Source organism: Pseudogracilibacillus sp. SE30717A (assembly GCF_037071985.1).
In the GTDB taxonomy this organism is placed as follows: domain Bacteria; phylum Bacillota; class Bacilli; order Bacillales; family Amphibacillaceae; genus Pseudogracilibacillus.
Genome location: NZ_JAXHDF010000002.1, coordinates 17,814 through 43,515 on the forward strand (window position 1 = coordinate 17,814; position 25,702 = coordinate 43,515).

Annotated in this window: 25 protein-coding genes; all 25 read left to right on the plus strand. The window is 34.3% G+C overall.

Annotated elements, in window-relative coordinates:
• The first annotated feature begins 12 nt into the window (after window positions 1-12).
• On the plus strand, window positions 13-2,046 hold the full coding sequence (gene flhA, locus SPD48_RS02825; protein ID WP_336256546.1) for a flagellar biosynthesis protein FlhA: 2,034 nt from the start codon (window positions 13-15) through the stop codon (window positions 2,044-2,046).
• Window positions 2,043-3,161, plus strand: a complete 1,119-nt coding sequence (gene flhF, locus SPD48_RS02830) for a flagellar biosynthesis protein FlhF (RefSeq protein ID WP_336256547.1) — start codon at window positions 2,043-2,045, stop codon at window positions 3,159-3,161. Before flhA ends, flhF begins: the two co-directional genes overlap by 4 nt.
• Entirely contained in the window at window positions 3,154-4,029 is an 876-nt protein-coding gene (locus SPD48_RS02835) for a MinD/ParA family protein (protein ID WP_336256548.1), read from the plus strand. Before flhF ends, SPD48_RS02835 begins: the two co-directional genes overlap by 8 nt.
• The gene (gene cheB, locus SPD48_RS02840) at window positions 4,016-5,071 is read left to right on the plus strand and encodes a chemotaxis-specific protein-glutamate methyltransferase CheB (RefSeq protein ID WP_336256549.1); all 1,056 of its coding nucleotides are present in this window, start codon (window positions 4,016-4,018) and stop codon (window positions 5,069-5,071) included. Before SPD48_RS02835 ends, cheB begins: the two co-directional genes overlap by 14 nt.
• A gap of 11 nt (window positions 5,072-5,082) precedes the next feature.
• A complete protein-coding gene (locus SPD48_RS02845) occupies window positions 5,083-7,116 on the plus strand; it encodes a chemotaxis protein CheA (RefSeq protein ID WP_336256550.1) in 2,034 nt (677 codons plus the stop codon).
• A 19-nt stretch (window positions 7,117-7,135) separates the two neighbouring features.
• Window positions 7,136-7,606 (plus strand): chemotaxis protein CheW, encoded by a 471-nt coding sequence (locus SPD48_RS02850; protein WP_336256551.1) that lies wholly within the window; start codon window positions 7,136-7,138, stop codon window positions 7,604-7,606.
• 2 nt (window positions 7,607-7,608) lie between these two features.
• Window positions 7,609-8,244, plus strand: a complete 636-nt coding sequence (locus SPD48_RS02855) for a chemotaxis protein CheC (protein ID WP_336256552.1) — start codon at window positions 7,609-7,611, stop codon at window positions 8,242-8,244.
• The gene (locus tag SPD48_RS02860) at window positions 8,234-8,731 is read left to right on the plus strand and encodes a chemotaxis protein CheD (RefSeq protein WP_336256553.1); all 498 of its coding nucleotides are present in this window, start codon (window positions 8,234-8,236) and stop codon (window positions 8,729-8,731) included. Before SPD48_RS02855 ends, SPD48_RS02860 begins: the two co-directional genes overlap by 11 nt.
• A 34-nt stretch (window positions 8,732-8,765) precedes the next feature.
• Complete coding sequence (locus SPD48_RS02865) at window positions 8,766-9,542, plus strand: FliA/WhiG family RNA polymerase sigma factor (RefSeq protein ID WP_336256554.1); 777 nt, start codon at window positions 8,766-8,768, stop codon at window positions 9,540-9,542.
• Window positions 9,543-9,576: 34 nt separating this feature from the next.
• A complete protein-coding gene (locus SPD48_RS02870; protein ID WP_336256556.1) occupies window positions 9,577-10,950 on the plus strand; it encodes a DUF342 domain-containing protein in 1,374 nt (457 codons plus the stop codon).
• A 60-nt stretch (window positions 10,951-11,010) separates the two neighbouring features.
• Window positions 11,011-11,316, plus strand: coding sequence for a hypothetical protein (locus tag SPD48_RS02875; RefSeq protein ID WP_336256557.1), 306 nt, complete (start codon window positions 11,011-11,013; stop codon window positions 11,314-11,316).
• Window positions 11,317-11,328: 12 nt separating this feature from the next.
• The gene (locus tag SPD48_RS02880) at window positions 11,329-11,754 is read left to right on the plus strand and encodes a DUF6115 domain-containing protein (protein WP_336256558.1); all 426 of its coding nucleotides are present in this window, start codon (window positions 11,329-11,331) and stop codon (window positions 11,752-11,754) included.
• A 158-nt stretch (window positions 11,755-11,912) separates the two neighbouring features.
• Window positions 11,913-12,686 (plus strand): 30S ribosomal protein S2, encoded by a 774-nt coding sequence (rpsB, locus tag SPD48_RS02885; RefSeq protein WP_336256559.1) that lies wholly within the window; start codon window positions 11,913-11,915, stop codon window positions 12,684-12,686.
• 184 nt (window positions 12,687-12,870) lie between these two features.
• Window positions 12,871-13,755, plus strand: a complete 885-nt coding sequence (gene tsf / locus SPD48_RS02890) for a translation elongation factor Ts (protein WP_336256560.1) — start codon at window positions 12,871-12,873, stop codon at window positions 13,753-13,755.
• A gap of 82 nt (window positions 13,756-13,837) precedes the next feature.
• The gene (gene pyrH, locus SPD48_RS02895; RefSeq protein ID WP_336257002.1) at window positions 13,838-14,560 is read left to right on the plus strand and encodes a UMP kinase; all 723 of its coding nucleotides are present in this window, start codon (window positions 13,838-13,840) and stop codon (window positions 14,558-14,560) included.
• Window positions 14,561-14,563: 3 nt separating this feature from the next.
• The gene (frr, locus tag SPD48_RS02900) at window positions 14,564-15,121 is read left to right on the plus strand and encodes a ribosome recycling factor (RefSeq protein WP_336256561.1); all 558 of its coding nucleotides are present in this window, start codon (window positions 14,564-14,566) and stop codon (window positions 15,119-15,121) included.
• A gap of 294 nt (window positions 15,122-15,415) precedes the next feature.
• Window positions 15,416-16,174 (plus strand): isoprenyl transferase, encoded by a 759-nt coding sequence (locus SPD48_RS02905; protein ID WP_336256562.1) that lies wholly within the window; start codon window positions 15,416-15,418, stop codon window positions 16,172-16,174.
• Between the two features lie 16 nt (window positions 16,175-16,190).
• On the plus strand, window positions 16,191-16,976 hold the full coding sequence (locus SPD48_RS02910) for a phosphatidate cytidylyltransferase (protein WP_336256563.1): 786 nt from the start codon (window positions 16,191-16,193) through the stop codon (window positions 16,974-16,976).
• A gap of 258 nt (window positions 16,977-17,234) precedes the next feature.
• On the plus strand, window positions 17,235-17,447 hold the full coding sequence (locus SPD48_RS02915; RefSeq protein ID WP_336256564.1) for a hypothetical protein: 213 nt from the start codon (window positions 17,235-17,237) through the stop codon (window positions 17,445-17,447).
• Between the two features lie 56 nt (window positions 17,448-17,503).
• Complete coding sequence (gene rseP, locus SPD48_RS02920) at window positions 17,504-18,763, plus strand: RIP metalloprotease RseP (protein ID WP_336256565.1); 1,260 nt, start codon at window positions 17,504-17,506, stop codon at window positions 18,761-18,763.
• A gap of 102 nt (window positions 18,764-18,865) precedes the next feature.
• Window positions 18,866-23,149, plus strand: a complete 4,284-nt coding sequence (locus SPD48_RS02925; RefSeq protein ID WP_336256566.1) for a PolC-type DNA polymerase III — start codon at window positions 18,866-18,868, stop codon at window positions 23,147-23,149.
• A gap of 280 nt (window positions 23,150-23,429) precedes the next feature.
• Window positions 23,430-23,900 carry a ribosome maturation factor RimP gene (rimP, locus tag SPD48_RS02930; protein WP_442962099.1) on the plus strand — a complete coding sequence of 157 codons (471 nt, stop codon included), beginning with the start codon at window positions 23,430-23,432 and terminating at the stop codon, window positions 23,898-23,900.
• A gap of 19 nt (window positions 23,901-23,919) precedes the next feature.
• Complete coding sequence (gene nusA, locus SPD48_RS02935; RefSeq protein ID WP_336256568.1) at window positions 23,920-25,119, plus strand: transcription termination factor NusA; 1,200 nt, start codon at window positions 23,920-23,922, stop codon at window positions 25,117-25,119.
• A gap of 15 nt (window positions 25,120-25,134) precedes the next feature.
• A complete protein-coding gene (gene rnpM / locus SPD48_RS02940; RefSeq protein ID WP_336256569.1) occupies window positions 25,135-25,401 on the plus strand; it encodes an RNase P modulator RnpM in 267 nt (88 codons plus the stop codon).
• A 1-nt stretch (window position 25,402) separates the two neighbouring features.
• Window positions 25,403-25,702 carry a YlxQ family RNA-binding protein gene (locus SPD48_RS02945; RefSeq protein WP_336256570.1) on the plus strand — a complete coding sequence of 100 codons (300 nt, stop codon included), beginning with the start codon at window positions 25,403-25,405 and terminating at the stop codon, window positions 25,700-25,702.

The following is a 25,702-nucleotide window of genomic DNA, read 5'->3' on the forward strand; positions in this document are numbered from 1 at the left end:
AGGGGAATATGAATGAAAATAAGAGATTTATCCGTCCTATTAGCAGTTATTTTAATCATAATAATGTTAGTTATCCCTTTACCAGGATGGCTGTTAAGTGTGCTTATTTTATGTAATATTTCGCTAGCGTTACTTGTAATATTAGTGTCTATGAATACTCAAGAGGCGTTACAGTTTTCTATTTTTCCTTCATTATTACTCTTATTAACACTATTTCGACTCGGCTTAAACGTTTCTACTACAAGATCGATCCTATCGAAAGCGGAAGCTGGTGGAGTAGTTGACACATTTGGTTCCTTTGTTATTGGAAACAATCCATTAGTAGGATTTGTCGTATTTATCATTCTTGTAATCATTCAATATATCGTTATTACGAAAGGAGCAGAACGAGTGTCAGAGGTTTCTGCGCGCTTTACATTGGATGCAATGCCAGGAAAACAGATGAGTATCGATGCAGACTTAAATGCTGGATTGATTTCTGAACAAGAGGCTAGAGAAAGAAGAGAAAAGGTAGAAAATGAAGCTGATTTTCATGGCGCTATGGATGGAGCATCAAAGTTTGTTAAAGGAGATGCCATCGCAGGAATAATTATTGTTCTTATAAATATTTTATTTGGACTCATTATTGGGATGGTACAAATGGATATGACTTTCCAAGAAGCGATTAATACATTTATGCGCTTAACGGTGGGAGACGGTTTAGTGAGTCAAATACCTGCCTTATTAATTGCTACAGCAACAGGGATTGTTGTTACACGTGTTACAACAGAAGGAAATTTAGGTACTGATGTTACTGGACAGTTACTCCAATTTCCTAAACTCTTGTTTATAGCAGCGGGAACAATTTTCTTATTAGGTTTAACGCCAATAAATTTCCTTTTAACTACAACTATTGCTTTAATATTAGCGATAAGTGGGTATGTCTTATTACAACAAGCAAAAGATGTTCCCGAAATTGCAGAAGAAGAGATGGATCAAGAAGATAGTGAAGGTATGAAAAGGTCCGAAAATGTTATTAATTTATTAAATGTTGATCCAATTGAATTTGAATTTGGTTATGCACTTATTCCTTTAGTGGATACGAGTCAAGGTGGAGATTTATTAGATCGAATCGTCATGATACGTAGACAGCTAGCGATTGAATTAGGGGTTGTGATCCCTGTAGTTAGAATAAGAGATAATATCCAATTGGAGCCTAATGAATACTGTTTAAAAATCAAGGGAAATGAAGTGGCTAAGGGTGAATTGCTACTAGACCATTATATGGCAATGACTCCTGACTTAAATGACGATAATATTGATGGAATTGATACAAAAGAGCCTGCGTTTGGTTTACCAGCAAAATGGATTAGTGAAGATAAAAAAGATGAAGCAGAGTTGTTCGGTTATACTGTAGTAGATCCACCATCAGTTGTTTCAACCCATTTAACAGAAGAAATGAAGCGCAATGCACATGTTTTACTGGGAAGACAGGAAACAAAAGAATTAATAGATCATTTAAAAGAAGAATATCCGATCTTAGTCGAAGAAGTGACGCCAGATCCTCTCTCAATAGGGGATATTCAAAAGGTATTAGGAAAACTCCTTAAAGAAAATATCTCTATTCGAAATCTACCAGTAATTTTTGAAACACTTGCAGATTACGGAAAAATGACAAATGATACTGACTTGTTGGCCGAGTATGTGAGACAAGCTTTATCTATCCAAATAACCAAACAATTTGTAGGAGATAGTAATTCATTGAAAGTGATCACTTTGTCTAATGAAATAGAAAATATTATAACTAGTGGTGTTCAACAAACAGAGCATGGTAATTATTTAGCTTTAGATCCGCATAACCAAGAGCAGATTATCAAAAATGTTTATCAAGAAGTTGAAAAAGCTATGATACAACACGAAAATATTGTTCTTTTATGTTCACCAACAATTCGGATGTATGTAAAGCAACTATTAGACCGCTCTTTATCGAATATTACCGTATTATCTTATAATGAATTAGAGCCAAATGTACAAGTACAAAGTGTCGGGGTGGTGAATGTAGCATGAAAGTAAAAAAGTTTATTGCTAAAAACATGCCGGAAGCGATGAATAAAATTAGAAAAGAATTAGGCTCTAATGCAGTTATATTAAACAGTAAAGAAAAAAAATCTGGTGGTATTTTCGGATTGTTTCAAAAGAAAAGTATCGAAGTTATCGCAGCATTAGATGAGGAACCGACCATACGTAAAACAAATCAGTCAACAAAACCAGTTATTGATCATACGGTTCAGAATATAAATAAAATGACAGAAAATAAAATTGTCTTAGAAGAAATAAAACAGCTTCAACATCTGCTTGAGACACAATCATTTCAATCTAAAAATAACTTTCCGCCTATGCTTGAACATGCATATATGTATCTATTGGATCAGGATGTCAATGAGCAAATTGCACTGAAGATTATTAAAGGCATAGAGAAAGAATTGCACCCGGATGAGATAAGTAAAGAAAAAATTGTTCGGCAATTAAAAATCGAGCTCAAGCGCAGTTTAGAACATCTTTCTCTTGATGGATTATCATATAAAAAACAGATTATTCAATTCGTTGGTCCTACTGGTGTTGGTAAAACAACTACATTAGCTAAGGTTGCTGCCCTAAGTATGCTGGAAAAGCAGAAAAAAGTTGCTTTTATTACTGCAGATACATATAGAATCGCAGCAATAGAACAGTTAAAGACGTATGCGAGAATCTTAAATGTTCCAGTAGAAGTTGCGTATTCATTAGAAGATTACAGAAATGCATTAATTAGTTTTTCAGATTACGACTTAATTTTTGTTGATACAGCTGGAAGAAACTTTAGAGATCCTCGTTATGTAAAGGAACTTCAACAGTTGGTTGATTTTGAACAATTTAAAATGGAAACATGCTTAGTGTTAGCTTTGACTGCTAAAGCATCTGATATTTTATCAACCTACAATCAATTTAAGGAAATAGCTTTTGAAAAAGTTATCTTTACTAAAATGGATGAAACTGCTACATTTGGTTCAATTCTTAATATTGGAATTGGCGAAAATAAAGACATTGCTTATATAACAAATGGGCAGGATGTACCTGATGATATAATGAAGCCGGATAAGGATTTTATTAGTAAATTATTGATAAGTGGGTATGAATATGCATGATCAAGCAGAACGCTTGCGTAAACGTTTAGGACGAGAAAATAAGCAAGCAAAAACAATCGCCATTGTAAGTGGTAAAGGTGGGGTAGGGAAATCGAACACGGCTTTAAATTTTTCGATTTCCTTACAAAAAAAAGGTAAAAAAGTCTTATTAATTGATTTAGATGTAGGAATGGGAAATATAGATATTTTGTTAGGTAATCAGACAAAGTACTCAATTGCTAATTTATTTAATGAATTTATGCCACTTCATGATATTATAGAACTAGGACCTTTTGACTTATCTTATATTACTGGTGGGACTAGCTTAAATAAATTATTGGATTTAGGTGAGGACAAACTTGAGTATTTTTTTTCGGAGTACGAGAAGGCAGTATATGAATATGATTATATTCTCTTTGATTTAGGTGCCGGTGCTACTCCCAGCAGTTTATCATTCGTGCTTGCTGCAGATGAATGTTTTGTAATCACGACGACCGAGCCTACCGCCATTATGGACGCTTACAGCATGATTAAGCATATTACATTAAAGCAGTCTGATGTACCATTTTCCGTCTTAATTAATCGATGTGAAAGTACAATAGAAGGAGAACAAGTCCTAGAAAGATTTGCTGAACTGGTTTCAAAATTTTTAAAATGTAATATTTCTAAGCTGGGGATGTTACCGGATGATAAAACAGTTCATAAAGCCGTTCTTAATCAAACTCCATATATTTTGTATGATAAACGAGCAGCTGTGTCGATAGCGGTGGAAGAAATAGTAAACAATTATTTGTACGAAAAAAATAATATAAATCAACTGAAATCTTCATCTTTTGTTCAACGATTAAAACGGTTATTACGGAGAGGTAACGAAAATGCAAGAAATTAATGTAGTCATAATTGATCGATCAGAGGTTTTTGCAAAGGCGTTAAAATCAATGCTCCTATCTAATCCAAAAATGAAGAACATTCAATTGTTCACATCTTTAACAGATGGATTAAATAGCATCATAACAGATAAACCTCATGTTGTATTGTTAGACGTTAACATTAAAGGAGAAAAGGATGAACTTCCAGTTAAGATCATCTTACAATCGATCATGGTACCTATACTGATGATTGCGGAGAACACCGTTTTTCAAACGGCAAAAACTGTACAAGCCTTATCTCAAGGGGCAATCGATTTTATTAAATTGGATCAAAAAATTAAACAAGAATTGATGTCGAAGGAAAAAGAAATTTTTCATAAAGTGATCCAAGCTTCACATGGAAAGAAAAGTCGATCAATTAAGCTGCAAAATAAGCCATCAAAGGTCATTACAAATAAAGTACCGCCAAAAGGTTCATATCCTGATAAAGCTTTGATAGCTATCGGATCTTCAACAGGAGGCCCTAGAGCTCTGCATATGGTCATTCAGCATCTTCCTAGTAACTTTGCAACACCAATCCTAATTGTTCAACATATGCCTGCCGGATTTACAAAATCATTAGCAGAAAGGTTAAATAAAATTGGGAATATTCATGTAAAAGAGGCGGAACATGGAGAGATTATTCGTCGAGGAACTGTATATGTTGCTCCTGGAAATTACCATATGAAAGTCATAGAGACTAACTCTAAACTATCTATAGAGATAACTCAAGAAGAAGAGCGATTAGGTCATCGTCCATCAGTAAATATTTTATTTGATTCTGTAGCTAAGATCAAGAACATACATAAGATTGCTGTTGTGTTAACAGGTATGGGTAAGGACGGTGCAGAAGGTGTAAAAACGATTAAAGAATCTCAACGAGAAGCGATTATTATTGCCGAATCAAAAGAGACGGCAATTATTAACGGGATGCCTAAATCTGTAATCGAAACAAATTTTGTGACCGATGTATTAAGAATAGACAATATTGCTCAGGCGTTAATTGATTATACGAAAAAATAGGGGGAATTAACTTGGAGACGTCACAGTATTTAGATATTTTCATTGATGAAAGTATGGAACATTTAGATATGCTGTACCAACAATTGCTTGAATTAGAGAAAAATCCTAAAGAAAAAGAGATTATTGAGGAAATATTTAGAGCTGCCCATACGTTAAAAGGAATGTCCGCTACGATGGAATTTGATGATTTAGCTGGGTTGACACACAAACTGGAAAACATTTTTGACGGTATACGTGATGATAAGATAGTTGTCCAAACTGAAATGATGGATTCATTATTTCATGCAGTCGACCATTTGAATGCCATGGTTGAAGATATTTCAAATGGAGGTAATGGTAAACGTGATGTAGAAGAAATTATTAGCCAGCTTGATCTAATTGAAAAAGGTGAGAGCGCTATAGTTACATCTAAAAAAGAGAAGAAAGAAGACAAAGTTAATAGTAACACGATCGACGATTTAGATGAATTCCAACTTACTATTTTAGGCGAATCAAAAGATCGTGGTTTTGATAATTATGAAATTGAAGTGCATCTTAGAGAAGATTGTTTATTAAAAGGTGCCCGTGTTTATATGGTATTTGAGTTGCTTGAGAAATCGGGAGAAGTGATTCATTCCAATCCAACCGTCAATGATCTTGAAGAAGAAAATTTTGACTTTTCCTTTTCTATTATGTTTGTGACAAAAGAGGATCCTCAAGAATTGCAAGCTAAAATAATGAAGGTGTCCGAAGTTGAACAAGTCAACATTACTCCTTTTTCCATAGAAGATTATAAAGAAGTACAGGATAAGATCCAAGAACAAGTAACAGAAGTGAAACCAGAGAAAGATAATAATCGTGAGTCAAAAAAAGCGGATAATAATACGAAAATGCAACAAACAGGGAAAGGTGCTCAATCTAAAACAATTCGAGTTAATATTGAACGACTCGATATTTTAATGAATTTATTTGAGGAACTGGTTATTGATCGTGGAAGACTTGAACAAATCTCTTCTGACTTGAATCACTATGAATTACAAGAAACAGTTGAACGGATGTCGAGAGTTTCAAGTGATCTGCAAAATATTATCTTAACAATGCGAATGGTTCCAATTGATACTGTATTTAATCGTTTTCCTAGAATGATCCGTCAATTAGCCCGTGACTTAGGAAAAGAAGTTGAAATCGAAGTTATTGGAGCCGAAACAGAACTTGATCGAACAGTCATAGATGAAATAGGGGATCCACTCGTTCATTTAATCCGAAATGCAATGGATCATGGGATTGAAACACCAAGTAGGCGTGCAGAACTTGGAAAACCTGAACAAGGAAAAATCATATTAGAAGCTTATCATAGTGGTAACCACGTATTTGTTGAAATCTCTGATGACGGTTCAGGAATTAATAAAGAGAAAGTTAAAAACAAAGCGATTGAAAAAGGAGTTATTTCTAGTAGTGAAGCTGAGCTTCTTACAGACCAACAGATTTTTGAACTAATCTTAGCAAGTGGATTCTCAACAAACGAAGAAATATCTGATGTATCAGGTCGTGGAGTAGGATTAGATGTTGTAAAAAATACAATTGAATCGCTAGGTGGATCAATTTCAATTGATGCTATTCCTGGAGAAGGATCGACGTTTTCGATTCAATTACCACTAACGTTATCGATTATATCTGTCTTGTTAGTAGAACTTCAAAATGAAAAATATGCAATCCCGTTGTCATCAATTATCGAAACTGCCATCTTGAAAAAGAAAGACATATTTAGTGCTCATCACAATAAAGTGATCGATTTTCGTGGGAAAGTAATCCCATTAACTTTCTTAAATAAAATCTTTGATGTTCCTCACGAGGAGGATGAAGAAGATGAATATGTATCAATCGTTATTGTGCGTAAAGGTAATAAAGTGGCGGGATTAGTTGTAGATTCATTTATTGGTCAACAAGAAGTTGTTTTAAAATCTTTAGGAAATTACTTAACAAATGTGTTTGCAATTTCTGGTGCAACTATTTTAGGTGATGGAGAAGTTGCGTTAATTATCGATAGTAATGCACTAGTTAAATAAGAGAAGGAGGGTAATGAAGATGAGTGAAACTGGCTTACTCGAAAATAAAGTAATTGTTTATCAGCTGGAAGAGGAAGAATATGCATTATTAGTGCAACATGTTGGTGCTATTGAAAAAGTACTACCGATAACAAGAGTGCCAAATATGCCGGAGTTTGTAAAAGGAGTTATAAATTTAAGAGGTATTGTAACTCCGGTAATTGATTTAAAAGAAAGATTTTATCATAAATCAACTGAATTTACGGAACAGACTAGAATTATTATTGTTAGCTTGGAAGATATTACAGTTGGTTTAATTGTAGACAGTGCGAATGATGTAATTGATATTCAACCTGATCATATTGAACCTTCTCCTGAAGCAATTGGCTCCGTTGTTGTCGATTATATTAGTGGGGTAATTAAACTTGATGAACGGTTGCTTATTTTACTGGATTTACAAAAAGTTTTAAATAAAGCTGAAATAAATGATTTAAAAACAATGGAAGGTTAAAAATGAAAACAATAAAGCTAACCAATATTCAAAAAGATGTTTTACGTGAAATTGGCAATATTGGAGCCGGGAACGCAACGACTTCTATGTCAAAATTAATTAACAAACAAGTAATGATGGAAATTCCCTCTGTTGAAGTTATGACAATTAATGAAATGATGGAAGTTATTGGAGGTCCTGAAAAGCTCATTGTAGCTATTTTGTTTCGGATTAGAGGAGAAATTACTGGAACAGTTTATTTCGTACTTACAATTGAAGAGGCAGAAGATTTGATTCGGCAAATGACTATGGATACATCAATTAAATTGATGTTAAATGAAGAAATAGATGAAATCGCATTATCAACCTTACAAGAAATTGCAAATATTTTAACAGGATCATATTTATCGGCTTTAGCTGACATGACAAATTTAAATATGACTACTACTGTACCATATTTAAGCATCGATATGGCGGCTGCGACCTTAGTAACTGGATTAGTAGAGTTGTCGGAAGTGACAGACTATGCAATTATTATAGATACTAAAATTACCGGTAATAAAGTTGAAGAAAGTGCGAAAGGTCACTTCTTATTGATTCCTGATCCTACTTCAATTCCTAAACTATTTGCCTCTTTAGGTACTGAGTATGAAAGTTGAATTAGAACAAGTAGTAAGAGTTGGTATTGCAGATTTAAATATAGCAAGAGCACCGTTGAAGATACGTACTTCTGGTCTCGGATCCTGTGTGGGTATCGTAATCTATGATTCTTCCGTTAAGATTGCCGGATTAGCTCATATTATGTTGCCAAAAGCGAATCTGGAAAAAGTAAATGATAATAAATATAAGTATGCAGATACAGCAATCGATATATTAATTGATAAATTGATTGCTAATCATGCAAGAAAATATAGTCTAAGAGCAAAGATTGCAGGTGGCGCACAGATGTTCCAATTAAGTAATGGTACGGATGTGATGCGGATTGGACCTCGAAATGTAGAAGCAGTGCAACACCGTTTAGATAAACATCGTATACCAATTATTGCCACAGATGTCGGTGGTAACAAAGGTAGAACGATAGAGTTTGATCCTTTTACGGGTAAATTGAAGATACGAACTGTTAATAAAGGTGAAAAATATATTTAACAAAAATTAAATATATAATGGGGGAGGAGCTAAAATGGACGCAGAGGACTCCCGTGATGTACAAACATTGTGGACTAAATGGATGAATCATAGCGATGAACAAGCAGCTAACGAATTAATTAATTACTATATGTATTTAGTTCAATTCCATGTTGAACGAATTGCTAGTTATTTACCAGTAAGTATCGATAAAAATGATTTAAAAAGTATGGGATTAATGGGTCTTTATGATGCGCTTCATAAATTTGAGCCTGACAGAAATTTAAAATTCGATACATATGCAACAATAAGAGTGCGTGGATCAATTATTGATGGTCTAAGAAAAGAAGATTGGTTACCAAGAACATTACGGGAACAATCTAAAAAAATTGAAAAAGTTACGCAAGAACTTGAACAACGTCTGATGAGAACTCCCAATTCACAAGAAATTGCACAAGCAATTGGGAAAGAACCAGAAGAAGTAGAAGACATCGTAGTAAACACGCTGGCAGCAAATGTACTTTCAATAGACGCTTCTTATAAAACACAGGATTCAGATGAAACAGATGATTTGACGCATATGATTGTTGATGATCAAACAGTGACTCCCGATCAATCGGTTATACAATCCGAACAAAATCAAGAACTCGTAAAATATATTAAACAATTAAACGAAAATGAACAATTAGTGATTAGTCTGTTTTATCATGAAGAACTAACATTAACAGAAATTGGACATGTATTGAATTTAACTACATCGAGAATTTCACAAATTCATAAAAGAGCTATTTTCAAATTAAAAGATACATTAACAAGAAAAAAAGCCATATAAATTAAACTCCTTCAGGGGAAAAAGGAGAAATAATATGACAGTCTTAAATAAATTTTTTTATACAAAAATAGCTAGTGATCAAATGAGTGCGGAATTGTGGTACAATGAAGAAAAAATTGTTGACTTATTACAATTAGAAATTGCCGAAGAAGAATTAATAGAATTTCTAAATGAGCAACATATACAATTTGGAATTATAGAGGAAGAGAAAAACAAACTCGTATCAAAAGTTTCCTTAACCGATTTTCCAATAAAAATTGCAATTGGACAACAACCTAAAAATGGCACAGATGGTCAGATTAAGTACGAATTCGACATGTCGACTGAAGTAAAACGTACTGATGAATGGGACTTTAGAGAAGTTATGCGGATTCCTACAGTAGAAAAAGAGGATAAATTAGCTACAATAATTCCACCCACAGATGGAGAAAATGGTCGGAACGTAAGAGGGAAGGAAATACTCTCTAAACCCGGAAAACCCGTCTTTCTTAGAGCAGGAAAAAATGTTGAATTTAATGAACAAGATCAATCTTACTATGCAACTGAAAGAGGACAAGTAAACATTAACTCAAAGTCGATTTATGTAGAAACTGTTTACGAAATTTTTGAAGATATTTCGATGAAAACAGGGAATATTGATTTTGTCGGTACAGTAGTTATCCGTGGAAACGTTCCAACTGGTTTTACAATTAAAGCGGCAGGAGACATAAAGATTTTTGGTCTAGTTGAAGCAGCAAATATTATCGCTGGGGGATCTGTATTTATTTCAGAAGGTATGGCCGGCTTAAAGTCTGGGTTAATTGAGGCTGGAAAAGACGTCCATATTGGTTATGTAAATCAAGGAAATATTATCTCTGGCGGAAATATATTTGTCGATAATTCTATTCTTCATAGCGATTGTAACGCAGCGAAGACAATAGTATGCAAAAATGGTAATATAATTGGCGGCGTTTCACATGCAGGAGAAATGATAAAGGTAAAAGATGTTGGCAACCGTATGAATACATTAACGATATTATCATTTGGATTGGATAAAAAATCTGAAGTGAAACTACAACAATTAGAAAGTAAAAAAGAAGAACTTTTACCAAATATAGATAAGCTTAATTTTTTAATTGATAATATCGAAAAAAGTCCTCCCGACCATATGAAAAAGTCGACAATTACATTATTAAAATTAAAAAATGCCCTAAATAAATCTCACGAACAATTAGATTTGATTGAACAACGTATAAGTGAATTGAATGATACAATTGCTAATGCGGCAGATGCCTCTCTTCGGGTAAAAGGCACCATTTATTCAAATGTTATTGTAACATTTGGAAAATATAAACGAAAAATAGATCAAAACTATGTTTTTGTTACGATTAAACTTAATAAAAATGAGGTAAGTATTGTTCCTCATTAAGTGTGTACAACTTGAAATTAAGAAAGATGATCATACTACTCTTTTGGGGATGGGATACGTATGGGATTTAAATCAATTGAGTTACAAGTTGCTATTCCCAGGTCACAAGATGCTGGTAAAATGCAAGAACAATTGATGAGACAAGGTCAACAATTTCAAGAAACATTAACTCAGCAACAATTACGTGAAGAAGTTATTAATCGAGGAAAAGTAAATGAGTATGAAAATGTTCAAGACAGTACAGAAGACAAGGACAGCAGCGAAAAACAAAAACAGAAACAAAAACAGAAAAATAAAATAAAGGTTGAAAATGCTCAGCCTATTGACCATCCTTACTTAGGAAAGAATATTGACTTTAGTGGATAGAAGGGATTAAATTTGATTTCTTTATTATTTATCATCAGCTTTTTACTCCATATTATCCTTCTTACAGTTGTTTATCGATTGTACCAACAAACGCAAATGAATAACCAAGACCAAGAAAAACAGCTCAATCAATTACTATCTAAATTTCTGCATGAAATAAAAGAAGAAAATGAGCAATTACAAATTCGCCTTAAAGAGCAACAATTATCACAATCAAAACAGGAATTTGTAACACGTCCAGTGCCTAATGAGGCGATAAAAAATGAGTCGAAAGCAAATTACATTCCAAAATATAAAATGGAAGACCAATTAGAAACGTCTACTGAAGGACAAATTTTTCATTTATATCAGAATGGCTATTCAAAAGAAGAAATTGCAAAAAAATTAAATCGTGGCAAGACAGAAGTAGAACTTATTTTAAAAATGAACAAAAATTAGACTAAAAGCTTGATAATTTTTATTCAATATGTTAATTTTAAAAATGGTAATAATTGATTAACAATATATTACACACGTTTAATGATTTGTATATTGGTGCCAATAGGTGATATACAAATAAGATTTAAACGGAGGAGAAACCGAAGGAGGAAATTATTATGTCAGTTATTTCAATGAAACAGCTTTTAGAGGCTGGGGTACATTTTGGTCACCAGACACGTCGCTGGAACCCAAAAATGAAGAAATACATCTTCACAGAAAGAAACGGAATTTATATTATCGATTTACAGAAAACTGTTAAAAAAATCGAGGAAGCTTATAATTTCGTTAGACAGTTATCAGAAGAGGGTGGAACGGTCCTCTTTGTAGGTACTAAAAAACAAGCGCAAGAATCAGTTAAAGAAGAAGCAAATCGTTCAGGTATGTTTTATGTGAACCAACGCTGGCTTGGTGGAACATTAACAAACTTCCAAACAATTCGTAAACGTATTAATCGTCTAAAAGCGATTGAGCGTATGGAAGAAGACGGTACATTTGAGGTTCTTCCTAAAAAAGAAACTGTTGAATTATTAAAAGAAAAAGACCGTCTATTAAAGTTTTTAGGCGGAATAAAAGATATGAAGAAATTACCGGATGCTATTTTCGTAATTGATCCACGTAAAGAAAGCATTGCAATTGCAGAAGCTCGTAAATTAAACATCCCAATTATCGGGATTGTTGATACGAACTGTGATCCAGATGAAATTGATTATGTAATTCCAGCAAATGATGATGCAATTCGTGCGGTTAAGTTATTAACATCTAAAATTGCCGATGCAGTAGTAGAAGGTAGACAAGGTACTGAGTTAGATGAAACTAAATCAGACCAAAAAGAAGAAGTAGCCGAAGAATCTAAAGAAGCTTCAACTAAAGAAGTAGCAGTAGAAGAGTAAGATTTTAGGAAAGATGTTTAGAGGTGATAAGGGGATAACCTTTTATCACCTTTTTTAAAGATTTATTGTTTGGTTATGGAATAAGATGACTAATATGAAGATAATAAGAAAAAAATGAATAATAAATTGAATTGTAATGTTACATTTAGTTTGATAAGTCAACAGAAAATGGGAGGATTATACAATGGCAATTACTGCGAAAATGGTTAAAGAATTACGTGAAAAAACTGGTGCAGGAATGATGGATTGTAAAAAGGCACTTACTGAAACTAACGGAAATATGGAAGAAGCAATTGACTTTTTACGTAAAAGTGGTGCAGCGCAAGCAGCAAAAAAAGCTGGTCGAATTGCAGCTGAAGGAGCAACATTTATTGAAACTTCCGGCAATGACGCTGTTTTATTAGAAGTAAACTGTGAAACTGATTTTGTTACAAAAAATGATAAGTTCCAAAAGTTAGTTGCAGATTTGGCAAAACATATTGTTGCCGTAAAACCTGCAAGCCTTGAAGAAGCACTAAAACAAACGATTGCTGAATCGAATCAAACGATTGAAGAGTACATCAACTCGGTTGTCGCAACAATCGGTGAAAAAATTACATTACGTCGATTTGCTCTTTTAAACAAAACAGATAATGACGTATTTGGATCATACTTGCATATGGGTGGCCGTATTGGGGCATTAGTATTAGTTGAAGGTACAAATGATGAAGAAGTAGCTAGAGATGTTGCAATGCACATTGCTGCAGCTAATCCAAAATATGTTTCTCGCGACGACGTTGCAGAAGATGAAGTTAATCGCGAAAGACAAATTCTAAAAGAACAAGCATTGAATGAAGGAAAACCTGAGAAGATTGTTGAAAAAATGGTTGAAGGCCGCTTAGGTAAATTCTTTGAAGAAATTTGCTTGTTAGATCAACAATTTGTCAAAGATTCCGATATTAAAGTTAAGAAGTTCGTTGCTGATAAAGGTGCTTCTGTTAAGGAATTTGTACGTTATGAAGTAGGCGAAGGAATTGAAAAGAAAGAAGAGGACTTTGCTGAAGAAGTTATGAGTCAAATGAAAAAGTAATGACAATATAGGGGACACCGTGGTGTTCCCTATTTCTTCATGATATAATTACATAAACAATAAATTTTTCGTTTTGGAGGTTATTATGACAGCGCGTTATCATAGAATTGTATTAAAGTTAAGTGGGGAAGCCCTAAGTGGCGAAAAAGGATATGGAATAGAACCTACAGTTATACAGTCAATTGCCAGACAAGTTAAAGAAATTGCAGAATTAGGGATAGAAATTGCTATTGTAGTCGGTGGAGGTAATATTTGGCGTGGAAAAATAGGTAGTGAAATGGGTATGGATAGAGCCAATGCAGACTATATGGGAATGTTAGCAACCGTAATGAATTCTCTTGCTTTGCAGGATAGTTTAGAATCGATGGGAATACCGACAAGAGTACAGACTTCGATTGAAATGCGACAGGTTGCAGAACCCTATATTAGAAGAAAAGCAATTCGACATCTAGAAAAGAAACGCGTTGTAATCTTTGCTGCGGGCACAGGGAATCCATACTTTTCTACAGATACAACTGCCGCATTAAGAGCTGCTGAGATTGAAGCCGAGGTTATTTTAATGGCTAAAAATAATGTAGATGGTGTGTATAATGATGACCCGAAAGTGAACAAACAAGCGAAAAAATATGATAAACTGTCCTATATGGATATGTTGAACGAAGGACTTGAAGTAATGGATTCAACGGCATCATCATTATGTATGGATAATGATATTCCGCTAATTGTATTTTCCATTACTGAAGAAGGAAATATTAAAAGGGTAGTTCAAGGAGAAGTTCTTGGAACGACAATAAGGGGGAAATAAAAGATGTCAAATGATGTAATAATAGATATGCGTGAAAAAATGGAAACTGCAGTTCAAGCTTTTACAAGAAATTTAGCGACTGTTCGTGCTGGACGAGCAAACCCAAGCATACTCGATAATGTATTCGTAGATTATTATGGAGCACCTACACCGTTAAATCAATTAGCACAAGTAGGGGCTCCGGAAGCTCGGTTACTTGTTATTACGCCTTTTGATAAAACTGCTATAGGTGAGATAGAAAAAGCTATTCAAAAAGCTGATCTTGGTCTCTCGCCTTCTAGTGATGGAAATGTAATCCGTATTAACATACCTGCTTTAACTGAGGAAAGAAGGAAAGATTTAACAAAAGTAGTCGGCAAATATTCTGAAGAATCGAAAGTGCAAATTCGAAATATTCGCCGCGATGCAAATGAACAGCTTAAAAAGCTTGAAAAAGATGGAGATATTACAGAAGACGAATTACGAACTAACCAAGATAGTGTACAAAAAGTAACGGATAATTTTATTGCTGACATTGACCAACTTGCAAAGGTTAAAGAAGCTGAAATAATGGAAGTTTAAAGAAGATTCGTATTAAAAATCTGATTGAAAATTTAACTTAAGTTCAAGTAGGATTTGAATTATTCAATCAGATCAAGAAAAAGCAAAGTATATGCGAAATATTGCAGGGAAAATTGATAAAACAGCCCTCTTTTTTAAAGAGGGCTTTTATTTCACTTTATAAAAGGAAATCGATTATAATTCTAAATAACGACTAAGGATTACTACTCAAAATAAAGATATAATTACATTCTGTATACGCAAGTACTAAATGTAAGTTCAATTGCTGAGTTCAATCCTTTTGGGGGACAAATGATGTCTATCAGGTTACCTTTTTTTAATAAAAAGCAGAAAAAGACCGAGGAAATAAAGCCGGATAATATTCCAGAACATATTGCAATCATAATGGACGGAAATGGCAGGTGGGCTAGTAGAAAAGGACTACCTCGTATCGCTGGTCATAAAGAGGGAATGGATGTAGTTCAAAGAATTGTAAGAGCCGCTGTAAACTATAAGGTTAAGGTACTAACTTTATATGCCTTTTCAACAGAAAATTGGAAACGGCCAAAGCCAGAAGTAGATTTTTTAATGAAGCTCCCAAAAGAATTTTTACATATCTATTTACCAGAACTGATGGAGAATAACGTTAAGATTGAAACGATAGGGGAATTTAGTTCTTTACCAGAACATACGAGAAAAGCGATTAATTATGCCAAGGAAAAGACTAAATATAATGATGGTCTATTATTAAATTTTGCATTAAACTATGGGAGTAGATATGAAATTATTCAAGCAATGAAACAAATTGTTTCAGATGTTGATGAAGGAAAGCTTAAAAAAGAATCCATAGACGAAGACCTATTATCGAATTATTTATACACGAAAGAATTACAAGATCCTGATTTACTCATCCGTACAAGTGGGGAACAACGATTAAGTAATTTTTTATTATGGCAACTTGCTTATTCGGAGTTTTGGTTTACAGACACTTTATGGCCAGATTTTAATGAGGAAATATTTAAGCAGGCTATCTGTGATTACCAAAATCGGAAAAGACGTTACGGAGGAATATGAGGGAGTTGACTCATGAATGAAACAGCGACTATTAACTGCAATTATAGGAATAATTATCGTAGTGCCTATAATACTATATGGTAGTTGGCCTTTTTTATTGATTACATATGTATTAGCATCTATTGCACTATTTGAGCTTACACGTATGTACAATAAGCGAAAACAAACGACTTATCTATTGATTTCCATTGTATTTCTCTGGATGCTGCTTTATCCACATGGAGAAATTACTATATCAAGTTTTGTAGTGACAAAATTTGATATCATTATTTTGTTTATTGCTGTTTTGTTAGCAATGACTGTTTTTTCAAAGAACAAATTTACTTTTGATCATGCCAGTTTTTTATTATTAGCTACAACCTTCATCGGAACGGCATTTTATTATTTATTAGTTGCAAGAATAGAAGGGTTGAATTATTTCTTATTTATATTGTTTATTATTTGGGCAACAGATTCGGGAGCATATTTTATTGGGAAATTTTTCGGTAAAAGGAAATTATGGCCGGAGATAAGTCCAAATAAAACGATAGGTGGGGCAATTGGTGGAATCTTATTTGGGGTAATTGTCTCTATTCTATTTCAGTTAATATATCCTTTTGATAAATCATTTACAGCAGTAATCGTAATCGCGATCGTAATTTCAATTGTAGGACAACTTGGAGATTTAGTAGCATCTGCAATTAAGCGTCACTATAAAGTAAAGGATTTTGGAAAAATATTTCCTGGACATGGTGGAATATTAGACCGTCTGGATAGCTTACTATTTGTCCTGATCATTTTACATATTATTCAATTTTTTTAGTGGCTATACTTTTTATTACTCAACTTTCGCTGCAACAAAATGAATTTAAAGAGAAAGCGTATAACTCGCTACGAAAATACACTTCGCTTTCCGTGGGCGGCTGTTGAGCCTCCTTCGTGCACCGCACTTCGTAGTCTCACCGAGGCCTTTCCTCCCACAGGAGTCTCCGTGTATTTTCTACGCTGTTATAGAATGCTAAAGATTCTAACTAGCGCAGGGAAATACGAAGACTCCTGCAGGAACAGCAAATGGTTCTTGATGGGACGAACGATTGGGGCAGTCCCAGATGTCGCTCTTATGCCTGTGGTGAAAGCAATGGTCCGTAGCGGAAAACAACCTAGCAGTTACTGCACAGTTTTTATCAAATACGACGATAAAATATCTTTGAATGTTGTTGCATTTTCAAGCTATCAGTTAATTGAAAATACAACTAAGGAATTTTATTTATCTATTTCACACTGCAAAGGTTGAGTTATTGAATAATTTGTTAGTTTACTTACGGTTAATACCGAAAAGGAGTGTTTTGTTTGAATACGGTTATTGCGTTTATACTTATGTTTGGATTATTAGTATCTGTTCATGAATGGGGTCATTTAATTTTTGCCAAACGTGCCGGGATGTTAGCTAGGGAGTTTGCGATCGGTTTTGGTCCTAAGATCTTTTCTTTTACGAAAAATGAAACATTATATACAATTCGCTTACTACCGATTGGCGGATATGTTAGGGTTGCAGGAGATGATCCTGAAATCATTGATTTAAAGCCTGGACATCATATTGGACTTGAATTCAATGAAGACGGAAAAGTGAACAAAATAATCGTAAACAATAAAGATAAACACCCTAATGCACATTTAATCGAAGTGGAAGCGATCGACCTAGATCATAATTTAACGATTGATGGTTATAATTTGGGAGATGAATCGAATCTTCAGCGCTTTTCGGTCGATCGAAAAGCTTTCTTCCTCATGGATGAAAGAGAAACTCAAATAGCACCATATGATAGACAATTCGCATCCAAAACAGTTGGTCAACGAGCAATGCAGCTGTTTGCTGGTCCGATGATGAACTTTATATTAGCGATACTTATTTTTGTGATTATCGGACTTGTTCAAGGAGTACCTGCTGATCGAGCATTAATCGGAGAGGTCCAGCCGGATAGTCCTGCTGCGGAAGCCGGGCTTGAATCTGGGGACGAGGTAATTCAAGTTGAAGGCAGTTCAATTACAACTTGGCAAGAATTCACTTCAATAATCCAAGAAAGTCCTGGAAAAAGCGTCGATATCGTCGTTAAAAGGGATAGTCAGACAGAATCGATGTCCGTTTCGCCAAAAGAGGTGACGAATGGAGAAGTAACAATCGGTCAAGTTGGTGTTACACTAGCTTTTGAAAAATCTTTTTTAGGAACATTTAAATATGGTTTTCTACAAACATATGAAACGACTAAATTAATTTTAGTTAACTTATTTATGTTAATTACAGGACAATTATCAATTGATATGTTGTCGGGACCAGTCGGTATATATGATGTAACTGACCAAGTAGTTCAAACTGGATTTATGAATTATTTAATGTGGACCGCAATGCTAAGTATCAATTTGGGAATTATAAATCTTGTCCCATTACCAGCCTTGGATGGGGGTAGATTATTATTTGTCGGGATTGAAGCGGTACGTGGAAAACCTATTGATCCACAAAAAGAAGGTATTTTTCATGTTATCGGTTTTGCTTTATTAATGTTACTTATGATAGTAGTCACTTGGAACGATATCCAACGTTTATTTTTATAAACAAAACATTTCAAAATTAGACCATCTGTTAATTTGGCTTTCTTTCACCATGTCAAGAAAGCCATGTTTTATTTCTAGTTAATTTTACTGGAGGTATTAGTTATGAGCCTGTCATATGAAAAAAAGATGAGTATATTATTAGAACAGTTACAGCTTCCAGATCAAATTAAAGAAACCTATTTTAATTCTGGCCAAATTACTAAGCTTGTTGTTTATAAAGAACAAAAAATGTGGCATTTTTATGTTCGATTAGAACGTGTTTTACCATACGAAGTATATCAATTATTTTATGAACGACTATGCACATCCTTTAAAGAGATTGCATCAATTCGATTAACTATACAGTGCCAAAACCAGGAATGCGAACAAAATGAACTTGAACTTTACTGGAGGCATTTTTTAAAAACAATGCCAGAAATATTACCAAATCACTTAGAGATTTTGAGTCAAACTCCAGCTATCCATTTATCTAACCTGACGTTTAATGTTAAAGCAGAAGCAGAAGCTGTAACATTGAAAAGAAGGATGGAAGAAACTTTTCAACAGTATTGTTTTCATGCCGGTTTGCAAAAATATAACTTAAATTTTGAAGTTACAACCGAAAAGAAAGATTTAGAAGACTTTCGGAAAATGACGAGCCAAGAGGATAGACAAATTGTCCAAAATGCTGCAAAACAACAAAAAGAAAGACAAGAACAACATGATAAACAAGTTAAAGATGCCCCGTTTAAAATCGGATACGATATTCAAGACGAACCAAGTCGGATGGAAGAAATTATAGAAGAAGAGAGACGGTTTACTGTTCAAGGATATGTATTTCTCTCTGAAGTGAGGAAATTACGCTCTGGTCGAAGCCTTTTAATTATGAAGGCCACTGATTACTCTGATTCATTAGAGATTAAGATGTTTTCACGAAATGATGAAGACGAAGCGGTTTTTTCGCAAGCAAAAGAAGGTATTTGGATAAAAGCACGTGGACGGATACAAACGGATTTATATTCGAATGAATTAACGATGATGGCAAATGATATTCAACAAATTAGTGTTGAACTACGTATGGATAGAGCAGAAGAAAAGAGAGTAGAATTGCATGCTCACACGACTATGAGTCAGTTAGATGCTGTAGTTAGTCCTTCACGACTTATTGAACAAGCTGCAAAATGGGGACATTCTGCAATAGCAATTACAGATCATGCTGCAGTCCAAGGATTTCCAGAAGCACATGGAGCTGCTAAAGCAAATGATATTAAAGTAATATATGGAGTAGAAGCAAACCTTGTTGATGATGGTGTACCTATTGCTTATAATTCAAAAGATTTAACTCTACAAGAAAGTACTTATGTTGTGTTTGACGTGGAGACGACCGGACTTTCTTCGGTATATGATACAATTATTGAATTGGCAGGAGTTAAACTATATAACGGAGAGATAGTTGATCGTTTTGAAAGTTTTGCAAATCCCCATCGCACTTTACCTGATAAAATCATTGAAATAACTGGTATAACGGATGACATGTTAGTAGGGGCACCAGAAGTTGATGACGTGTTAAAAAAATTCCACGATTGGGTCGGAGATAGTGTTTTAGTAGCCCATAATGCTACGTTTGATATTGGATTTTTAAATCAAGGTTATATGAAGATTGATATACCACGAATTAAAAATCCGATCATTGATACACTTGAATTAGCAAGATTTCTCTTACCTGAATTAGGAAACCACAGATTAAATACATTATGTAAACATTTAGATGTTGAACTGACTCAACACCACCGTGCTATTTATGATGCAGAAGCAACGGGTTATTTATTTTGGAAATTAGTAGAACGACTAGAAGAAAGAGAGATTACTAATATTAACCAATTAAATGATCATATGGGAGAAGGCGATAGTTATCAGCATTCACGTCCTCATCATTGTATTTTATTAGCACAGAATGAAGTCGGTTTAAAAAATTTATATAAATTGATCTCGTACTCACACACAGAGTATTTTTACCGCATGCCACGAATTCCACGTTCGCTACTAAATAAAATGAGAGAAGGCTTATTAGTTGGCTCTGCTTGTGACCATGGAGAAGTATTTGAGACGTTGACTCAAAAATCTATCGATGAGACAGAAGAAGTTGCAGAGTTTTACGACTATTTGGAAGTTCAACCACCGGAAAATTATTCTCATTTATTAGATAGAGAAATTGTTCAATCAGAAGCGCAAATTATTGATGTAATTCGTAATATTATTGAATTAGGGAAACGAACAAATAAATTAGTAGTTGCAACAGGAAACACTCATTATATTGAAGAACATGAAAAGCAATATCGTGAAATACTGATTGCATCCCAAAAAGGGAATCCACTTAATCGTGTTACCTTACCAAATACACCTTTCCGAACAACGGAAGAAATGCTTGATGCGTTCGAATTTTTAGGAAAGGAGAAGGCTTACGAACTGGTTGTCACAAACTCTAATTTAATTGCAGATAAAATTGATAAAATTTCACCAATCAAAAGTGACTTATATACGCCGAGTATTGATGGTGCCGAAGAAGAAGTTCGTAGACTTACATATGAAAATGCAGAGTCGATATACGGTAGTCCATTACCTGAAATAGTAGAATCCCGAATAAAGAAAGAATTGGATAGTATCATAGGGCATGGGTTTGCAGTAATCTATTTAATCTCTCACAAACTCGTTAAAAAATCGTTATTGGATGGCTACCTCGTTGGATCGAGAGGATCTGTTGGCTCATCGCTTGTTGCTACGTTAACCGAGATTACAGAAGTAAATCCATTACCGGCCCATTATGTTTGTACGTCATGTCATTACAGTGAATTCTATACAGATGGCTCGTATGCAAGTGGATATGATTTACCGGATAAAAATTGTGAGACCTGTAAAAAACCTTATAAGAAAGATGGTCAGGATATACCGTTTGAAACATTTTTAGGTTTTAAAGGAGATAAAGTACCTGATATTGATTTAAACTTCTCTGGTGCATACCAACCGGTAGCCCATAATTACACGAAAGAATTATTCGGAGAAGATTATGTATTTAGAGCAGGGACCATCGGAACGATCGCAACAAAAACAGCTTATGGATATGTAAAAGGATATGCAAACGATAAAAATATTCATTTTAAAGGCGCGGAAGTAGATCGGCTTGTCCATGGATGTACCGGAGTAAAACGAACAACCGGACAACACCCTGGTGGAATTATCGTAGTACCAAATGATAAAGAAATTTATGATTTTACACCTATACAGTTTCCGGCTGATGATAGAAACAGTGAATGGCGTACAACTCATTTTGATTTCCATTCTATTGAAGATAACTTACTTAAACTAGATATACTTGGTCATGATGATCCAACAGTTATAAGAAAGCTTCAAGATTTAAGTGGTATTGATCCGAAAGAAATACCAATCGATGATGAAGAAGTTATGAGCATTTTCTCCAGCACAGAATCTATTGGATTAAAGCCGGAACAAATTGATTGTAAAACAGGTACATTGGGAGTTCCTGAATTTGGTACTTCTTTTGTCCGGCAGATGTTAGAAGAAACCAAACCTAATTCATTCGCGGAACTGGTTATCATTTCAGGCCTATCTCATGGTACAGATGTATGGCTTGGAAACGCACAAGAGCTAATTAATGATGGTATTTGTGAAATTGGAGATGTAATTGGATGTCGAGACGATATCATGGTCTATTTAATGCAAAAAGGTCTTGAAGCATCGTTAGCCTTTAAAATTATGGAATCTGTTCGAAAAGGTAGAGGGTTACAAGATGAATGGATTGACGAAATGAAAAAGCATCAAGTACCTGATTGGTATGTCGAATCCTGTAAGAAAATCAAATATATGTTCCCCAAAGCTCATGCTGCCGCCTATGTACTTATGGCTGTCAGAATTGCTTATTTTAAGGTACATTATCCAATATTCTTTTATGCGGCTTATTTTTCTATTAGAGCTAGTGACTTTGAGCTTGATACGATGGTAAGGGGATCAGAAGCCTTACGAAATAGAATAAAAGGGATTAAAGAAAAAGGAAACGACGCTCCACCTAAAGAAAGAAGTTTGATGACTGTTTTAGAAGTTGCTTTGGAAATGTGTGAACGTGGATTTAATTTTCAACGTGTAGATCTGTATCGTTCTAGTGCAACGGAATTTATTGTCGAAGGAAATTCCTTAATCCCGCCATTTAATGCTGTGGATGGATTGGGAACAAATGCTGCATTAAATATTGTAAGAGCGAGAGAAGATGGCGAATTTTTGTCAAAAGAAGATTTAAGAGAAAGAAGTAAAATCTCTAAAACTGTACTTCAATTTTTAGATTCACATGGCTGTTTAGAAGGAATGGAAGAAGAAAATCAGCTTTCTTTTTTCTAAAATTAGAATTATTTGTTTTCAAAAATGTTCTATGCTATACTGATACAGGAAAGTCGTTATAATGCCAAGTCAAAAGAGTGGGTTTTCCCACTCTTTCTTCTATAATCAGCGTAAAATTCCCCTTGCCATCGTTTCGGCGGGGGTTTTATGTTTGCGATGTACAAGATTTGGGTGACTCAATACTGTAAATCGGTAAGATGATACATGCTTTTTATTCATTAAAATGAAAATACCAATCATTGTTCATACTAATATAAAGACATGTTGAGGAGGAATGAATGTGAGTGAAGGAATTTTGGTAAAAGTTAAAGAACTTCTTGAACCAATTTTACTTGAGCGAAATTTGACATTGGAAGATCTTGAATATGTAAATGAGGGAAAAAATTATTTCTTACGAGTTTACATTGACAAAGATGGTGGAGTTGATTTAACAGAATGCAGTATTGTGTCTGAGCAATTAAGTGAAAAACTTGATGAACACGATCCTATTAAAGAGGCATACTATTTAGAAGTTAGTTCACCAGGAGCAGAGAAACCACTTAAAACAGCACAAGATTTTGCGATGCATGTTGGGAAAAATGTGTATGTTTCTCTATATGTCCATATAGACGGTGAAAAAGAATATGAAGGAATTTTAACAGATTTCTCGAATAATATTGCGACGGTCAATTATAAGTTCAAACATCGCATGAAGCAGGTACAAATTCCTTATGACAAAATTGCGAAAGCAAGACTTGCTGTGGTGTTATAAAAAAGGGGGATGATTAGAGTTGAGCAGTGAGTTGTTTAATGCTATAAATTATTTGGAGAAAGAAAAAGGGATTGATAAAGAAACCTTATTAGAAGCATTGGAAGCAGCATTGATTTCGGCATATAAGAAAAATTTTAAAACAGCAGGAAATGTTTCTGTAAAGTTTGATGAAGAATCGGGAACAATGCAAATACATGCTCGGAAGACAGTTGTAGAAGAAGTTGAAGATGAACTTGAAGAAATCTCTTTGGAAGATGCAAGAGAGATTAATTTAGGTTATGAAATTGACGATATTGTTGAAATTGAAGTAACTCCAAAAAACTTTGGGAGAATTGCAGCTCAAGCAGCTAAGCAAGTAGTGACACAACGAGTAAGAGAAGCTGAGCGTGGTGTGATTTATAATGAGTATGCAGATCGAGAAGAAGATGTCATGACAGGAATAATTCAGCGGATTGATCCTAATTTTGTTTATGTTGATTTAGGGAAAATTGAAGCAAAATTAGCACGATCAGAACAGATCGCAACAGAAGAGTACAAGATTCATGATCGGATCAAAGTATTTGTAACAAAGGTTGAAAATACAAATAAAGGTCCACAAATCTTTATTTCACGTTCGCATCCCGGTTTACTAAAAAGATTGTTTGAAATGGAAGTTCCTGAAATATACGACGGCATCGTAGAAATTAAATCTATCTCACGGGAAGCTGGAGATCGCTCAAAAATATCCGTCTATGCAAGTAATCCTGAAATAGATCCAGTAGGCTCTTGTGTAGGTCCAAAAGGACAACGAGTGCAAGCAGTGGTGGATGAATTGAACGATGAAAAAATTGATATAGTTGAATGGTCCGAAGACCCAGTCGTTTATGTATCGAATGCATTAAGTCCATCTAAAGTCATCGATGTTCAGGTTGATGAGGAAAATAAAGCGACAACTGTAATTGTTCCTGATTATCAGTTATCACTTGCAATTGGAAAACGAGGCCAAAACGCCCGATTGGCTGCAAAATTAACTGGCTGGAAAATTGATATTAAAAGTGAGACTGTTGCTAAAGAAGAAGGATTATTAACTGAACAAAAGAATAATGAATTTGTGACCAATGATTTTGACGGTGAGAATTTATTAAAAGATAAAGAAACAGATGAAAAAGAATTGCTTGATGATCATAATTGGTTACAGGATGAAGAAGATGATGAAAAGGATAATTATTTATTCGATTAATAGGGGGTTTTTAATATGAGTAAACAAAGAAAAATACCTCAAAGAAAATGTATAGTTACGAATGAATTAAAACCTAAAAAAGAAATGCTTCGCATCGTCCGTAATAAGGAAGGAGAAGTATTTATCGATCCGACTGGAAAACAGAACGGTCGTGGAGCTTATATTTCAATTGATAAAGACGTATTTGAACAGGCAGAACAACAAAAGGTGTTAGAAAAAGTATTTCAAGTTAAAATTGATCCTTCTTTATATAGTGATCTTAAGAAAATTGCAGGCGAATAAAATGAACACTAGTTATTTAAATATTATTGGGTTAGCCTATAGAGCTAGAAAATGCTCAATAGGTGAAGAGAACATCATCAATGATATTCGAAATAAGAAAGCTAAATTAGTATTAATTTCTAATGATATTAGTGAAAGTACGAAAAAAAAATTAACTGATAAATGTTCGTCCTTTCACATCCCGTATGTTGAGGTAGAAGATCGTTATACCTTAGGGAAGGCTTTGGGAAAACCAGAGAGAGTTGCAGTTGCTATTTTGGATGACGGATTTGCGGCAAAACTAAAGACTCTACTCTTGTAA

Coding starts and splice junctions, on each gene's coding strand:
- cheB (WP_336256549.1), top strand. CDS start 4,016: ATGCAAGAAATTAATGTAGTCATAATTGATCGATCAGAGGTTTTTGCA.
- SPD48_RS02835 (WP_336256548.1), top strand. CDS start 3,154: ATGCATGATCAAGCAGAACGCTTGCGTAAACGTTTAGGACGAGAAAAT.
- SPD48_RS02945 (WP_336256570.1), top strand. CDS start 25,403: ATGAACACTAGTTATTTAAATATTATTGGGTTAGCCTATAGAGCTAGA.
- flhA (WP_336256546.1), top strand. CDS start 13: ATGAAAATAAGAGATTTATCCGTCCTATTAGCAGTTATTTTAATCATA.
- SPD48_RS02915 (WP_336256564.1), top strand. CDS start 17,235: ATGGGACGAACGATTGGGGCAGTCCCAGATGTCGCTCTTATGCCTGTG.
- SPD48_RS02925 (WP_336256566.1), top strand. CDS start 18,866: ATGAGCCTGTCATATGAAAAAAAGATGAGTATATTATTAGAACAGTTA.
- SPD48_RS02865 (WP_336256554.1), top strand. CDS start 8,766: ATGGACGCAGAGGACTCCCGTGATGTACAAACATTGTGGACTAAATGG.
- SPD48_RS02850 (WP_336256551.1), top strand. CDS start 7,136: ATGAGTGAAACTGGCTTACTCGAAAATAAAGTAATTGTTTATCAGCTG.
- rnpM (WP_336256569.1), top strand. CDS start 25,135: ATGAGTAAACAAAGAAAAATACCTCAAAGAAAATGTATAGTTACGAAT.
- flhF (WP_336256547.1), top strand. CDS start 2,043: ATGAAAGTAAAAAAGTTTATTGCTAAAAACATGCCGGAAGCGATGAAT.
- SPD48_RS02860 (WP_336256553.1), top strand. CDS start 8,234: ATGAAAGTTGAATTAGAACAAGTAGTAAGAGTTGGTATTGCAGATTTA.
- SPD48_RS02905 (WP_336256562.1), top strand. CDS start 15,416: ATGTCTATCAGGTTACCTTTTTTTAATAAAAAGCAGAAAAAGACCGAG.
- SPD48_RS02910 (WP_336256563.1), top strand. CDS start 16,191: ATGAAACAGCGACTATTAACTGCAATTATAGGAATAATTATCGTAGTG.
- tsf (WP_336256560.1), top strand. CDS start 12,871: ATGGCAATTACTGCGAAAATGGTTAAAGAATTACGTGAAAAAACTGGT.
- SPD48_RS02870 (WP_336256556.1), top strand. CDS start 9,577: ATGACAGTCTTAAATAAATTTTTTTATACAAAAATAGCTAGTGATCAA.
- frr (WP_336256561.1), top strand. CDS start 14,564: ATGTCAAATGATGTAATAATAGATATGCGTGAAAAAATGGAAACTGCA.
- SPD48_RS02875 (WP_336256557.1), top strand. CDS start 11,011: ATGGGATTTAAATCAATTGAGTTACAAGTTGCTATTCCCAGGTCACAA.
- SPD48_RS02855 (WP_336256552.1), top strand. CDS start 7,609: ATGAAAACAATAAAGCTAACCAATATTCAAAAAGATGTTTTACGTGAA.
- rpsB (WP_336256559.1), top strand. CDS start 11,913: ATGTCAGTTATTTCAATGAAACAGCTTTTAGAGGCTGGGGTACATTTT.